The 14,927-nt window shown below is 45.7% G+C and carries 13 protein-coding genes and 2 rRNA genes; 14 read left to right on the forward strand and 1 reads right to left on the reverse strand.

The features are described 5' to 3' along the window. The 11 genes from AC1DM9_RS31585 to AC1DM9_RS31635 all read left to right on the forward strand — a co-directional run. A 23S ribosomal RNA gene (locus AC1DM9_RS31585) occupies window positions 1-104 on the forward strand; the annotation flags it as partial. Between the two features lie 160 nt (window positions 105-264). Continuing rightward, window positions 265-381: ribosomal RNA gene (gene rrf, locus AC1DM9_RS31590) — 5S ribosomal RNA — on the forward strand. 306 nt (window positions 382-687) lie between these two features. After that, complete coding sequence (locus AC1DM9_RS31595) at window positions 688-1,149, forward strand: CtsR family transcriptional regulator (RefSeq protein WP_054025359.1); 462 nt, start codon at window positions 688-690, stop codon at window positions 1,147-1,149. 35 nt (window positions 1,150-1,184) lie between these two features. Further along, window positions 1,185-1,706, forward strand: coding sequence for a UvrB/UvrC motif-containing protein (locus AC1DM9_RS31600; RefSeq protein ID WP_441885683.1), 522 nt, complete (start codon window positions 1,185-1,187; stop codon window positions 1,704-1,706). A gap of 28 nt (window positions 1,707-1,734) precedes the next feature. Then, window positions 1,735-2,814, forward strand: coding sequence for a protein arginine kinase (locus AC1DM9_RS31605; RefSeq protein WP_339205305.1), 1,080 nt, complete (start codon window positions 1,735-1,737; stop codon window positions 2,812-2,814). A gap of 2 nt (window positions 2,815-2,816) precedes the next feature. Continuing rightward, window positions 2,817-5,276 (forward strand): ATP-dependent protease ATP-binding subunit ClpC, encoded by a 2,460-nt coding sequence (gene clpC / locus AC1DM9_RS31610; protein ID WP_477583989.1) that lies wholly within the window; start codon window positions 2,817-2,819, stop codon window positions 5,274-5,276. A 130-nt stretch (window positions 5,277-5,406) separates the two neighbouring features. Continuing rightward, the gene (locus tag AC1DM9_RS31615) at window positions 5,407-5,763 is read left to right on the forward strand and encodes an antibiotic biosynthesis monooxygenase (RefSeq protein WP_076271455.1); all 357 of its coding nucleotides are present in this window, start codon (window positions 5,407-5,409) and stop codon (window positions 5,761-5,763) included. Between the two features lie 375 nt (window positions 5,764-6,138). Continuing rightward, window positions 6,139-7,506, forward strand: a complete 1,368-nt coding sequence (gene radA / locus AC1DM9_RS31620) for a DNA repair protein RadA (protein WP_076271454.1) — start codon at window positions 6,139-6,141, stop codon at window positions 7,504-7,506. Window positions 7,507-7,517: 11 nt separating this feature from the next. Further along, window positions 7,518-8,594, forward strand: coding sequence for a DNA integrity scanning diadenylate cyclase DisA (disA, locus tag AC1DM9_RS31625; RefSeq protein ID WP_076271453.1), 1,077 nt, complete (start codon window positions 7,518-7,520; stop codon window positions 8,592-8,594). 88 nt (window positions 8,595-8,682) lie between these two features. Further along, a complete protein-coding gene (gene pssA, locus AC1DM9_RS31630) occupies window positions 8,683-9,429 on the forward strand; it encodes a CDP-diacylglycerol--serine O-phosphatidyltransferase (RefSeq protein WP_076271452.1) in 747 nt (248 codons plus the stop codon). 186 nt (window positions 9,430-9,615) lie between these two features. Beyond that, window positions 9,616-11,703 (forward strand): serine hydrolase, encoded by a 2,088-nt coding sequence (locus AC1DM9_RS31635; RefSeq protein ID WP_477583991.1) that lies wholly within the window; start codon window positions 9,616-9,618, stop codon window positions 11,701-11,703. Window positions 11,704-11,818: 115 nt separating this feature from the next. Here AC1DM9_RS31635 and AC1DM9_RS31640 read toward each other — a convergent pair whose 3' ends face one another. Beyond that, window positions 11,819-12,214 carry a nucleoside triphosphate pyrophosphohydrolase family protein gene (locus tag AC1DM9_RS31640; protein ID WP_054025352.1) on the reverse strand — a complete coding sequence of 132 codons (396 nt, stop codon included), beginning with the start codon at window positions 12,212-12,214 and terminating at the stop codon, window positions 11,819-11,821. A gap of 176 nt (window positions 12,215-12,390) precedes the next feature. Between AC1DM9_RS31640 and AC1DM9_RS31645 the strand changes: the two genes are divergently transcribed. The 3 genes from AC1DM9_RS31645 to ispF all read left to right on the forward strand — a co-directional run bounded on the left by AC1DM9_RS31645 (window position 12,391) and on the right by ispF (window position 14,834). Beyond that, window positions 12,391-13,485 (forward strand): PIN/TRAM domain-containing protein, encoded by a 1,095-nt coding sequence (locus tag AC1DM9_RS31645; protein WP_076271450.1) that lies wholly within the window; start codon window positions 12,391-12,393, stop codon window positions 13,483-13,485. A gap of 150 nt (window positions 13,486-13,635) precedes the next feature. Next, complete coding sequence (gene ispD, locus AC1DM9_RS31650; RefSeq protein WP_441885587.1) at window positions 13,636-14,355, forward strand: 2-C-methyl-D-erythritol 4-phosphate cytidylyltransferase; 720 nt, start codon at window positions 13,636-13,638, stop codon at window positions 14,353-14,355. Next, a complete protein-coding gene (gene ispF / locus AC1DM9_RS31655) occupies window positions 14,352-14,834 on the forward strand; it encodes a 2-C-methyl-D-erythritol 2,4-cyclodiphosphate synthase (protein ID WP_441885589.1) in 483 nt (160 codons plus the stop codon). Before ispD ends, ispF begins: the two co-directional genes overlap by 4 nt. The last annotated feature ends 93 nt before the right edge of the window (window positions 14,835-14,927 follow it).

Below are 14,927 nucleotides of genomic sequence, written 5' to 3' on the forward strand. Positions count from 1 at the left end.
CCAGTATGTAAGACCCCTTGAAGACGACGAGGTTGATAGGTTCGGGGTGGAAGCACAGCAATGTGTGTAGCTGACGAATACTAATCGGTCGAGGGCTTATCCTAAACACGTTTACTGTGACCCATACATCCAGTAGACAGCAGCATAAAAGGCTTCAGCAAGCCTAATCTTTCGTATCCAGTTTTCAGGGCGTAAACACCTTGAAGGACTTTGGTTGGATCTTTTCTGAGGAAACTCAGGACTGCATTTCAACGAAAAATCCAGTTTGGTGGCGATGGCGGAGGTGAACCACGCGTTCCCATACCGAACACGACCGTTAAGCCCTTCAGCGCCGATGGTACTTAGACCGCAGGGTCTTGGGAGAGTAGGACGTCGCCAAGCACGAGAGACCTATCGCATAATATGCGATAGGTTTTTTGTTGTTTTTGCATGCAGAAAATGAGCGTTAATCATATAAATGAATCCGGCTATGTATAAACAGCATGCAAGCGTACCAAGCTAATGGAAAATCAATTTTACCGAGCACTTGACCTTTTGCTGAAATTGCATATAATAAAATCAAGGTCAAAGAAAGTCAAAGTCAGTTGTCCGAATATTCGGTGTATATTCTGATTTGATTGCAAGACCTCATTAATACCTATGTTTCAACTTTAGTTTTATTGGTTATTTCTCAGGGAGGTTGGTGGTTTGCGTAACATTTCCGATCTCATCGAACAGTACTTGAAGCTTATGCTTCAAGAAAGTCCAGAGGGCGCAGTAGAAATTCAACGCAATGACCTGGCTGACAAATTTTCTTGTGTACCGTCGCAAATCAACTATGTAATTAGTACTCGATTTACCATGGAGAAAGGATACATGGTTGAAAGTAAGCGCGGCGGCGGAGGCTATATCCGAATACAACGGATTGAGCTTCCTGCATTAAAGGCGATTCAATTCCACATCGAAGAAACGGTTGGAGAATGTGTCGATCAAGGTGCAGCGGAAGGGCTTATTTATCAGCTTGAGGAAGCAAGACTTATCTCTAAGCGCGAGGGAAATCTACTCCGTGCGGCTGTGCATCGCGATACCATTGCACTGAAGCTGCCGCTAAGGGATGAAATTCGGGCAAGGTTGTTAAGGTCCATGCTTATCTCATTGCTGGTTAAATAATGACAAACCGTTTATACCGGGAGGAGGGATCAGGCTTGTTTTGCCAAGATTGCGGTAAAAAACCGGCTACGCTTCATTTCACAAAAATCATTAATGGCGAGAAGACCGAATTTCATATTTGTGAAAGCTGTGCTCGTGAGAAAGGCGAAGGCATTCCAGGCGCGCCGAATAGCTTTTCTATTCATAGCTTACTATCGGGGCTTCTTGATTTCGAACAGCTTGGCGGGTCGACGATTACCGGCATCAAGCAGCCAGCGCTGCGCTGCGAGGAATGTGGACTGACCTATACACAGTTTAGCAAAATCGGTCGATTCGGCTGCAGCTCTTGTTATCAGTCGTTCGAAAGTAAGCTTGATCCACTTCTCAAACGTATTCACAGCAGCACCGTACACAGCGGTAAAATCCCTAAGCGCTCAGGCGGGCAAATCCAGTGCAAGCGCGAGATTGAACAGCTGAGGCGGGATCTGCAGGAGAAGATTGATCAAGAGGAATTTGAAAGCGCGGCTGAGCTGCGTGATCGAATACGTGAATTAGAGCGCAAAATGGCAGACCTGTAGGCTGGCATAGAAGGAGTGAAGGAACCTCTTGACTAAGCATCGATTCTCACAGCATGCGCTCAGCGAATGGATGAAGGACGCAGGTCCTGAATCTGAAATTGTCATTAGCAGCAGAGTGCGAGTAGCCCGAAATTTACGTCATCAGCCTTTTCCATTACTTGCAACAAATCAGCAATCTAAGGATGTCATGGATCAGCTGACTGAAGTTAGCCAGAGCGGCAAGCTGCAGTCAATTGGATCATTTGAGACCATTGTTTTGTCAGATTTAAGCGAGCTTGATAAAAGGGTGCTTGTTGAAAAGCATTTAATCAGTCCCAATTTAGCGAACGAATCGCGATGCGGGGCCGTTATTTTAAGCGATAATGAATCTGTTAGCATAATGATTAACGAAGAAGATCATTTGCGCATTCAATGTCTGTATCCAGGTTTCCAAATCCAGGAGGCATGGGCATTGGCCAGCGGAATTGACGATATTTTTGAAGAGTCGGCTGATTATGCATTTGATGAGAAACGCGGTTATTTGACGACATGTCCAACGAATGTGGGCACAGGCATAAGGGCATCCGTCATGATGCATTTGCCAGCACTCGTTTTAACGTCTCAAATCAATCGGATATTGTCAGCTGTTACACAGGTAGGATTGGCGGTAAGAGGTTTGTACGGCGAAGGCAGTGAAGCGCTTGGGAATTTATTTCAGGTGTCTAACCAAATTACGCTCGGGCAATCCGAGAATGAAATTATTGAAAATCTTTATGGTGTTGCAAGACAAATCATCGAGCATGAGAAAGCGGCACGCAAACGTCTTATGCATGAGTCGCGGCTGAGGACAGAGGATCGCGTGAAGCGCTCATACGGTATTTTAGCATATGCTTCAATTATGGATTCCAAGGAAGCTGCGCAGCGGTTGTCAGATGTGCGGCTTGGTGCAGACCTTGGCATTTTATCAGATGTAACGCCACAAGTGTTGAATGAACTTTTGGTAATGACTCAGCCTGGATTTTTGCAACAAACCTTCGATGAGAAGATGAGTCCAGAGCAGAGAGATTTCAGGAGAGCAGAACTCATACGCAAGCAATTGCGTGGTGAAAAAGGCCATGGGGGTGCGTAAATATGATGTTTGGAAGATTCACGGAGCGAGCACAGAAGGTGCTTGCATTGGCGCAAGAAGAAGCGGTTCGTCTCGGACATAACAATATTGGTACGGAGCATATTTTGCTAGGCCTTATTCGCGAAGGGGAAGGAATAGCGGCTAAAGCATTGATTGGACTAGGACTTGGGCTTGAAAAGATTCAAGATGAAGTTGAGGCGTTGATCGGTCGCGGTCAAGAGCAGCCTAACAACATTGCCTATACGCCACGCGCAAAAAAAGTAATTGAGCTTTCGATGGATGAAGCAAGAAAGCTTGGACATACGTACGTTGGCACAGAGCATATTTTGCTTGGTCTCATCCGTGAAGGAGAAGGCGTTGCGGCACGTGTGCTCAACAATCTTGGCATTAGCCTAAATAAGGCTCGTCAACAAGTCCTTCAGCTTCTTGGCAGCAGTGAAGCTGTCTCAAGCAATCACGGTTCGCCAGCGAATGTTAGCACGCCTACGCTCGATGGACTTGCAAGAGATTTAACTGCTTATGCGAAGGAAGGAAATCTGGATCCTGTAATCGGCCGAAGCAAAGAAATTGAGCGTGTAATTCAAGTGCTTAGCCGCCGTACGAAGAACAATCCAGTACTAATCGGGGAACCAGGCGTCGGTAAAACAGCAATTGCCGAAGGTCTTGCGCAGAAGATTATCGAGAATGAAATTCCCGAAACTTTGCGTGATAAGCGTGTCATGACGCTGGATATGGGCTCCGTAGTTGCAGGTACAAAGTACCGTGGTGAGTTTGAAGATCGGTTGAAGAAAATCATGGATGAGATCCGCCAAGCGGGCAATATTATTCTATTCATCGATGAGCTTCATACGTTGATTGGCGCAGGCGGAGCAGAAGGTGCAATCGATGCATCTAATATTTTGAAACCTGCATTAGCACGTGGTGAACTGCAATGTATCGGTGCAACTACTCTTGATGAATACCGCAAATATATTGAAAAAGATGCTGCGCTTGAGCGTCGTTTCCAACCTATAACGGTAGATCAGCCATCTTCAGAAGAAGCGATTCAAATTTTATACGGCTTACGCGATCGTTATGAAGCTCATCACCGTGTGAAAATTACGGATGAAGCTATCGTGCAAGCAGTTAAATTATCGGATCGTTACATTCCGGATCGGTTCTTGCCAGATAAAGCGATTGACCTTATCGATGAAGCCGGTTCAAAGGTACGCTTGCATTCTTACACTGTACCGCCAAACTTGAAGCAGCTTGAAAACCGTTTGGAAGATATCCGCAAGGAGAAGGATGCAGCGGTTCAAAGCCAAGAATTCGAGAAAGCGGCAGCACTTCGCGATACGGAGCAAAAAATTCGCGAAGAGCTTGATATTACCAAAAACCAGTGGAAAGAAAAACAAGGCCGTACTGATTCTGAAGTGACACCAGAGGATATTGCTCAGGTTGTAGCTAGCTGGACGGGTATTCCTGTTAGCAAGCTGGCTGAAGAAGAGACGGAACGACTTCTGAAAATGGAAGATATTCTTCACGATCGCATCATTGGACAAGATGATGCCGTGAAGTCGGTATCCAGAGCGATTCGTCGTGCGCGTGCCGGCTTGAAAGATCCGAAGCGTCCAATTGGTTCATTCATTTTCTTAGGTCCAACGGGTGTTGGTAAAACGGAGCTCGCCAGAGCACTTGCAGAAGCGATGTTCGGAGATGAAAATGCGGTTATCCGTATCGACATGTCGGAATATATGGAGAAACATTCGACATCCCGTCTAGTCGGAGCGCCTCCTGGTTATGTAGGTTATGAAGAAGGCGGGCAGTTAACCGAGAAAGTTCGCCGCAAGCCATATTCCGTTGTGTTACTAGATGAAATTGAGAAAGCTCACCCTGAAGTATTTAACATATTGCTTCAGGTGCTGGAGGATGGTCGCTTGACTGATTCCAAAGGCCGCGTTGTCGATTTCCGCAACACACTGATTATTATGACTTCTAACGTTGGAGCGGATCAAATCAAGCGTAATTCCTCGCTCGGTTTCACAGCCGTACAGGATGCGGGACGCGACTTCCAGCAAATGAAGGATAAAGTGCTTGGCGAGCTTAAGAAAAGCTTCCGTCCGGAGTTCTTGAACCGTATCGATGAAAGCATCGTGTTCCATTCGCTTGGCGAGGAGCATATTGCTCAAATCGTTACACTCATGTCGGATGAGCTGCGCAAGCGTCTGCGTGAGCAGGAAGTTGACTTCATCTTGACGGATGCAGCAAAAACCTTCCTTGCGAAGGAAGGCTACGATCCACAATATGGAGCTCGTCCGCTTCGCCGGGCAATCCAAAAACATATCGAAGACCGTTTGTCCGAAGATTTGTTGATGGGTAAAATCCAAAAAGGCGATACGTTCACAATCGATGAGAAGGATGGCGGTCTAACCGTTACCAAATCGATTTCCGAACAAGAGCCAGAAGAATCCACGACAAAATAAGCATGATAGTAAACTGTCCCGCAATCAGAATAGCTGCTTGCGGGACAGTTTTTATTAATACAATAAATTGACAATGATAATCATTATCGTATAATAAGACTATAGCGTTACATAGAATGGAGGAACAACGATGATAGTTGTCACCAATACGATAAAAGTAAAAAAAGGCCACGGGGAGACGGTGGCGAGTAGATTTCAAAACTCCAAAGGCATAGATTTATCTCCTGGTTTTGTGCGCATGGAAGTGTTGTTAACGGAAGGCTTAGAAGAATATGATGAGCTTAAAGTAAGCACGACTTGGGAAACCAAAGCTTCCTTTGAGGGCTGGGTGAACAGTGATTCTTTTCGGCAAGCACATGCTCATAGAGGCGGGGGACAACAGGGTGAGGCAGGCCAGCAAACGGAAAGCGTGATGCTCGGCTCACAATTGACAACGCATCGTGTGTTAGTTGCTCGGCAAGCTGGAATTGAGCTTAAGCAGCATTAATTCTATTTATTTATAACTTGGTGCTCTAATAAATATGCTGCGTTGTGACTAATCTTTCGCTCTCTTATCCACTGTGGATAACGAGGGCGTTTTTTATGTTGTATTTATAGAAAAAGCCTTTGGGGATATGTTGATGAGTTGTGGATAATGTTGATAACTTGTTCGTAATTCTGTGGATAACAATGAAAAGACGTGAAATGGATAAGCTTAGCTGTGGGAAACGAATAATAAGTGGGTTATCTCCTTTTTTCATTAACAATGTGGGTTTATACATGGAGGATAAAATGGTAAACTTTATGTAGTGTGATTTTAAGCACAATCGCTAGGGCTGGCATCATTCATTTACGCTGGTTCATAACGTTTAAGGAGTACAGAATGGCCAAAATTAAATCAAAATTTGTTTGTACGGAATGTGGAACAGAATCGCCAAAATGGCTGGGGAAATGTCCCGGTTGCCACGCTTGGAATTCGATGGTGGAAGAGAAAGAAACCGTTGTGAAAACGAAGGGCGTCGGATTGTCGTCGTTTCATGCGAAAGAAAAGCCGCAGTCCATCATACATATAGAAAGTGGGCAAGAGCCTCGTATAGAAACAAGGATGCTTGAGCTTAATCGAGTGCTCGGCGGAGGTGTTGTTCCAGGCTCGCTAATTCTTGTCGGCGGAGATCCCGGAATCGGAAAATCAACGCTGTTGCTGCAAACGTCTCATGCGCTCGCGGTGAAAGGATTGAAAGTGCTCTATATTTCTGGGGAGGAGTCCGTGCGGCAAACAAGGCTAAGGGCAGATCGACTTGGTGCGCTGACGGAATCGCTTTATGTACTATGCGAAACCAATATGGAGCAAATTAACGATGCCATAGAATCAGTCCAGCCGGATTTTCTCGTTATTGACTCCATTCAAACCGTCTACGATCCAAATGTTCAATCGGCTCCCGGAAGTGTATCGCAGGTACGAGAATGCACGGCACACTTTATGCGAGTGGCCAAAATTAAAGGAATTGCGACGGTGCTCGTCGGCCATGTTACGAAGGAAGGCGCGATTGCGGGGCCAAGGCTTTTAGAGCATATGGTGGATTGTGTTCTTTATTTTGAAGGGGAGCGCCATCATACGTACAGAATTTTAAGGGCAGTCAAAAACCGCTTTGGCTCGACGAACGAGATTGGCATTTTCGAGATGGGCGAGGATGGACTGCGAGAGGTTTCGAATCCTTCTGAGCTGTTTTTATCTGAGCGGCCGCTTGGTGTATCAGGGTCAACCGTAGTTGCAAGCATGGAAGGCACCAGGCCTGTGCTTGTTGAGCTTCAGGCGCTTGTGGCCACAACTAATTTTCCATCTCCGCGCAGAATGTCAACGGGTATCGACCATAACCGAATGGCGCTCATTATCGCAGTGTTGGAGAAGCGGAACGGCATGTTTCTACAAACACAGGATGCTTACTTGAACGTAGCTGGCGGAGTTAAGCTTGATGAGCCGGCAGTCGATCTAGCAGCGGCGGTCAGCATAGCCTCCAGTTTTCGCGATGCGCCAACGAAGCCGTATGACGTTATATTTGGTGAGGTAGGATTGACGGGAGAAGTGCGTGCGGTATCGCGTGCTGAGCAAAGGGTGAAGGAAGCAGAGAAACTAGGTTTTAAACGTGTCATAATGCCAGAGAAAAGTTTAAAAGGGTGGAAACCACCCGCAGGGATAGAAATTATTGGCGTATCTACAGTGTCGGAAGCACTTAAGGCAGCGCTTGGATAGGGGGGCAGATGATGAAGGAACCTACACAGCTTGAAATTATGAATCAATTATTGCAATTAGTCGCACCAGGCACCCCTTTTCGGGATGGGCTTGAAAATGTGCTTCGGGCGAAAACGGGGGCGTTGCTGGTTGTTGGCTACAGCCCGGAAGTAATGGAAGTCGTAGACGGAGGTTTCTCCATTAATTGCGACTTCTCGCCTAACTATTTGTATGAGCTTGCAAAAATGGACGGAGCTATTATTTTGAGTGAGGATATGCGCCGAATTTTGTATGCGAATACGCAGCTTATACCGAATAGCTCCATTCCGTCGATCGAAACGGGAATTCGGCACCGTACAGCTGAGCGGGTTGCAAAGCAGACAGGCAAGCTTGTTGTATCCATCTCGCAGCGCCGTAATATTATTACTTTGTATCAAGGCAATCTGCGTTATTCGCTGAAGGACATGGGTGTTATTTTGACGAAGGCCAATCAAGCGATTCAAACGCTCGAGAAATATAAAGCGGTGCTAAGCCAATCCTTTACGAATCTTTCAGCGCTTGAATTCGAAGAGCTCGTTACACTTCAGGAAGTAGCGCATGTTATTCAACGTGTTGAAATGGTTCTGCGCATCAAGATGGAGATCAAGCGTTATGTAAATGAGCTTGGAACGGAAGGACGGCTCATCAGCATGCAAATGGATGAGCTCGTTGGCGGAGTTGAAGAGGATGCATGGTACTTACTTAAGGATTATGCCAAAGAAAATTCGGATGAGAAAATACGAGAAATTCGGGCAGGCCTGAAGAAGCTGAGCTCGGATGAGCTGCTGGATGCGCCGCCAATCATCCGTTTGATCGGTTATCCACATACGAGCAACATGAACGATGAATCCGTGTCACCGCGCGGTTATCGACTGCTGAATAAAATTCCAAGATTGCCGCTCATTATTATGAACAATCTGATTGAAAACTTCGGTCGATTGCCTCATATTCTGATGGCGACAATTGAAGAATTGGATGAGGTTGAAGGTATTGGCGAGGTGCGGGCACGTGCGATTAAGGAAGGTCTAAAGCGGATACAAGAGCAGATGTTCATTGACAGGCAAATTTAAATCCCATACAATGGATTGAATGTGGTCCTGTAACGTGGAGATACATTCGTTAAGGGTTTTGGGGCATAGTAGAGAAGAGGTGGAAAAGATGATCACAAAATCGATACCGAGCCTTCTCACGGTGGGGAACTTATTCCTAGGAGTAATCGCCATCATTCTTGTATTCAATGAAAAACCAGATACTGCGGCTATGATGGTGTTAATCGCCATGCTGCTTGATGGTGTTGACGGACGCGTTGCTCGGGCGCTGAACGTTCAAAGTGAATTCGGTAAGGAGCTGGACTCATTATCCGATGTGATTTCGTTTGGCGTAGCTCCAGCATTTATTATGTATGTAGTTGCTTTTCAAGATCTTAATCCAGCCTTGGCTTGGATCGTAACGGCATTGTTCCCGATTTGCGGGGCACTGCGGCTTGCTCGTTTCAATGTAATATCAAGTGCGCCAGGTTATTTTATCGGTCTTCCGATACCGGCGGCTGGCGGAGTGTTAGCGACATTAGCTTTATTTCAAAATGACATTTATGTATCCGTGTTGCTTGCAAGCACAGTAGTGCTTTCCATTCTTATGGTTAGTACGATTAAATATCCGAATTTCAAAAAGGTCGGTATTCCTAAGAGCGCAGTATGGGTTGTCCCTATTGTTATTGTTGTATCTGTCGTATTAGGTCTATTGTTCAAAAATGACTTATCCAAAATTTTGTTTGTACCGCTGCTTCTATATGCGCTGTACGGCCTAAAAAAAAACGTTGATCGCCGTTTGCCCAAGCGAAACCGCAAGCGGAAGAAACGGGATGAAAACGCGGAAGACCCTGTTCAAACAGAAAAGCCGGCTTGATCAAAGCGGCAATATTGAATGTGAAATAGCGTTTCAAGCACAGATTTTTGTGCTTGGGCGCTATTTTTTTTCTTGCTTACAGCCCCCTTTTAGCAATCTATTATGGGATAATTTTGAAACTAATCATCTTCCAAATTCGTATTTAATAGGCGGTCAAAAACGAATTCGAATGGAGAAGATGCTGGTTTGAAACGACTATTTAGTATTAGAAAGCCTTCTTTATGGACCAAAACGATTGTTACTGCTGCTTTATCAGTCAGCCTGCTTGCTCCAGCCGTCTATGCGGCTCCCGTGGAACCGAGTGCTGCGCCTGCTCCAAAAGCGTTAAATGCTGAAAATGCGACAACTTTTTTAAACGATTTTTTTGCAACGGAACAAATCAAATCGCAATATGTAGGAGCTTCCGTCGTTATTGTAAAGGATGGGAAAACGGTAGCGCAGCGAGGATATGGCTTTGCAGACCTGGAAACAAAAAAGCCGATTGACCCTGCTTCAAGCGTGTTTCGCATCGCGTCAGTGTCCAAGACCTTTACGGCAGCCGCGGTTATGCAGCTTGTAGAGCAGGGGAAGATTTCTCTTCAAGACGATTTCACCAAGTATGTGAAGGATTTGAAGTTTGACAACCCGTTCGGCAAGCCGGTTACAATTGAGCATTTACTTACACATACGACGGGTTTTGAAATACGTGATCCGCAGGCAGAGGATATACATACCGACTTCGGGAAAGTAGTTGAAATTGAAGACTATGTTCGGGGGCATATGCCTTCTGTTGTTCGGGAGCCGGGCAGCGCCTACATGTACGATAACTTTGCGTCGATGCTGATTGGATTGATCGTACAAAAAGTCAGCGGTTTACCTTTTAACGATTACATGGAACAGAATATATTCAAACCGCTGAAAATGGATTCAAGCCGTTTTTTACTTGATAAAAAACTTACAGAAAATCTAGTTTCGGAGTACGACGCTGCAAACGGCAAACATGAACTATATGCAGTTACTCCTACTGTAATGCCGCAAGGGGGAATGTTCTCTACTGCTGAGGACATAAGCAAGTTTATGATTGCTTTCCTGAATGGCGGTTCATCAGAATCCGGCAGCATTCTTAAGCAAGCAACCGTTGATCAGATGAAAACGTATCGCTCTTCGATTCATTCATTGCTGCCGAACACTACTTATGGATTTGAGGCACCGATTCAGCTTCCTGGGGCGGGAAGCAGTTCTTCCGTGATAGCCAAGTTTGGAGATATTGTGGGCACTAGCTCGCTTATGTTCCTTATTCCGGAACAAAAGACGGGAGTATTCATTACTTACAACAAAATAGGCCCTCTCCGTGATTTCTTCTATCAGGCGTTTATTAATTCATTTTTCCCGGCATATGCTGAACCTGCCAAGTTCGACGCATTCACGCCGAGTACGACAGATTCATTAAATAAATTCACGGGCATTTATACTGACCTTCGTCTTGCACAACTAAATACATCAATAGAAGCAGACGGCAAAGGCAGCTTGATGATATCAGATGCTTTCCTTGGACCGCGTGCGCTTAAACAAGTAGATAAAAATCTATTTGTAGATAGTCTTACGGGTAAATTCACGGCATTTGCGATAGGGTCAGGCGATGAAGTGCTTTACTTTAAGGAGCCGTATCTGAATCCGCTCGGCTATGGGATGAAACATAAAGCGCCAACCTTATTTGCTGATATTGCGAAAGACCACCCTTATGAGAAGGCAATTTATACGCTGAAAACATTAGGGCACTACTCCGATATTGAGGATGAGAAATTTAATGCTGAGCAATCAGTCACTCGGGGACAATTTGTTAAGCATCTTATGGAGATTAGCGGATTAAAAGGAAGCAGTACGGAAGAACTTGTATTTACGGATTTGGAAGGCCATTCAGCCGCTGCTTTTGTTCAGCAAGCGTATGAGCTGGGCCTGGTCAAAGGTACAACAACGAATCTGTTTGAGCCGGATCGCAATATTACTCGCCAAGAAGCGGCTGTTATGATGTGGCGCGTTTTCTCTCAGCAGTATCCAGCAGAGTTGTTTGAGTCGGTTAAGCTCTCCGGTGAGACTGATAAATGGGCGCTGCCAGCTGTTAAGATGATCGTTAAGCTCGGCATCTATGGACCAGAGGTTCAAGAGCCAGAGAAAGGTGTTTTCAATTACGCTTCTAAAAAAGTTCTGAACCGCCAAGAGGAAGCTGCTATTTTATATTCTCTTCTTACACGTCCGTTAGATGTTATTGTTTCTGGATTCATGCAACAGAAGTAGCACTATTAGTGCTAAAAAAGAGGCCTCCCAATATGGGAGGCCTCTTTTGTTACTCGTTGCACGGGAGTAAGAGATAGCTATAGTCTCTTTCCTGCGCGATTCATATGTTGCATATTTACGTTAAGTTAAACAGGCCTAAAGTTGAGCATTTGTCGTATTCATCAGCAATAACTTCATCCAGTTGAATGTCCAGCAAATTACATAAAGCAGTCATATAAAACAAATTGCGGCCAAGATCGGCCTTGAGCGCATCGCGGCAATGCTCGCATACGGCTCCAGTGAGATGACTTTGCAGCGTCGTTTTCGCATTTTCAAGATTTAGTTCGTCCGAGTATTGTTGTTTGCGGGCATTTAGTTCAATACATCCACAGTCTGTGACTGCTTTCGTGACTGCACGATTTACCGAAGCGCCTGACTGTCCAAATTTGGACATAACATCTAGCAAGCTGCGGTGCCGAAGCAACAATTCGGATACTTGCTGCTGAAATTGATCCAGTGTAGGAGCGCTCATCGGTTCCACCTCTTTCACCAACCTCTTATGTTTTCTTCCTAATATCCATTATAAGCCTCCTATCCCCCTTTTACAAAATGTGAATTATTAAAAATTATAAATGTTTTCAATTAATCCGTGCCCCCACGGTTAGCGATCCAATTATTGGAACATAATTATAGTGGAGGTGAACCATAATGGTTAGACGAATAATTCAAATATTGGGTATGTTGTTCGGTGGTATGGCAGGCGGTGAAGTATACGGATGGATAAATGGAGCGGCCGTATGGTCTGGCTCATCCTTCGGAATGCTACAGCGATCCGGCACTTATTACATGAATGTAGCAATTGGCGCGGTTTTTGGTGTAGTTGTAGCAACGATGGTTGCAGGGCAAGTCATTCGCTATATGCAGAAGGGTGCGGAGCAAACCGCAGCGCTTCCTATGCAGCAGCTGATTGCTGGAGCTGGCGGTCTTCTAGCAGGTTTATTGCTTACTGTTCTGATCTATCCCGCAGTATCGGGTCTAGATGGTATAGGAAGTCTCCTTCCTGCTGCTATGATGTTATGCTTCGGTTATTTGGGCATGCGAATTGGTCTGCATAAGCAGGAGGAGCTGGCAGAAGGTTTTGCAGCTCTGCTGGAGAAACGGAGAGTCGCGCCTGTAGATGAGGCAGGTGGTTACGAGGAGCATAAGATACTCGATACCAGCGTTATTATTGACGGCCGTATTGCAGACATCTGTAAAACTGGATTTATTGAAGGCACGTTAGTCATTCCTGAGTTTGTGCTTGAGGAGCTGCAGCATATTGCTGATTCATCTGATTTATTGAAGCGCAATAGGGGACGCCGCGGGCTTGATATTTTGAACAAGATTCAGAAAGAGCTGGACGTAAAGGTTCTTATTTATGAAGGAGATTTTGAAGAAATCGGAGAAGTAGACAGCAAGCTGGTCAAGCTGGCTAAGGCGCTTCATGGTAAAGTTGTTACCAACGACTTCAACTTAAACAAAGTATGTGAGCTTCAAGGCGTGTCGGTGCTCAATATTAATGATTTGGCTAATGCTGTGAAGCCGGTTGTTCTACCTGGAGAAGAAATCATCGTACAAGTGATAAAGGACGGCAAAGAGCATGGACAAGGTGTCGCATATTTGGATGATGGCACGATGATCGTTGTTGAGGGCGGACGTGAATATATCGGGACAACGATGGAAGTGCTTGTAACGAGCGTGCTTCAAACCTCTGCGGGCCGAATGATATTTGCAAAGCCGAAGCTGTTGGAAAAAGCGCAGTAACAAGGTATGATAGTACTATTGTTATAGCGCAAACGGCTAACGTCGACAAAAGACGGCACAAGCTCGTTTCGCAGAGAAACGTAAGTTTATTTATAAGAAGCTAGGTTTATAAATACTTATGTTTTAACTCAGTGTGAGGCGGGTCGAGGCATGGGAGCAGATTGGGGAGTTATCATCGTAGCGGCCGGACGAGGCACGCGGATGGGAACGAAAGAAAGCAAGCAGTATTTGAAGCTGGCGGACAAGCCTATTCTTGTGCATACGCTAGAGCTGTTTCAATCGATGGATTTGGTAAATGAAGTGGTTCTGGTCGTAGGCAGCGAGGACGTGGAGCGTTGCCGCAATTGGGCTTCCCTATATGGCATAACGAAGGTAACCGCTATAGTTGCCGGAGGGAAAGAACGACAGCACTCGGTATACTTAGGACTGCAGGAGCTGAAGAGCGACTGGGTGATGGTGCATGACGGTGTACGTCCGCTGGTATCGGCGAATGCCGTCCGTGCTTGCTGTTCGCAGGCTGAGCAGAGCGGTGCATCTGTGCTGGCTGTTCCAGTAAAGGATACGATTAAACAAGTCAATGAAGCGGGAGTTATCGTTTCTACTCCGGACCGCCGAAGCTTGTGGGCGATACAAACGCCGCAAGCTTTTCGACGTGTTTTATTGCAGGAGGCGCATGAGCGTGCACTTGCAGAAGAGTTCATTGGAACAGATGACGCAATGGTTGTAGAGCGCATGGGCGCAAGCGTTACTGTTGCAGAAGGCGAATATACGAATATAAAAATTACGACGCCTGAAGATTTGCCGTGGGCGGAATTTTTGCTTGCGAAGCGTCATGCCGATAGGGCAGAGGGGAAAGGTGAGCAAGGATGATTCGAGTTGGTCAAGGATTTGATGTGCATCAATTGGTAGAAGGACGTCCATGTATTATTGGAGGAGTAACGATTCCATACGAGAAGGGGCTTCTAGGCCATTCTGATGCGGATGTTCTGTTGCATGCCATAACGGATGCAGTGCTGGGCGCGCTTGGACTTGGCGATATCGGTAAGCATTTTCCGGATACTGATGCTGCTTTTAAAGATGCCGACAGCTTAAAGCTGCTGGAGGAAGTATGGAAGCTTGTGCGTGAGCGCGGATATAAGCTTGGGAACATTGATTCCACGATTATTGCTCAAAAGCCAAAAATGCTGCCTTATATTCCGCAAATGGCTGAAATTATAGCGAAGGCGCTTGAGGCTGATGTAACACAGGTGAATGTGAAAGCAACGACAACCGAGCAGCTTGGATTCACAGGACGCGGTGAAGGAATTGCAGCGCAATCCGTTGTCTGTCTAATCAAGGATGTGCTATGATCGGGAGTATTCATTAATCAGCATATGCTTGCAAGATTAGATTTTGCTTCGCAAAACTTTATTGGTATATGCTTACGAAGCCAGTTTGTGCTT

Source organism: Paenibacillus sp. 01T431 (genome assembly GCF_056398625.1).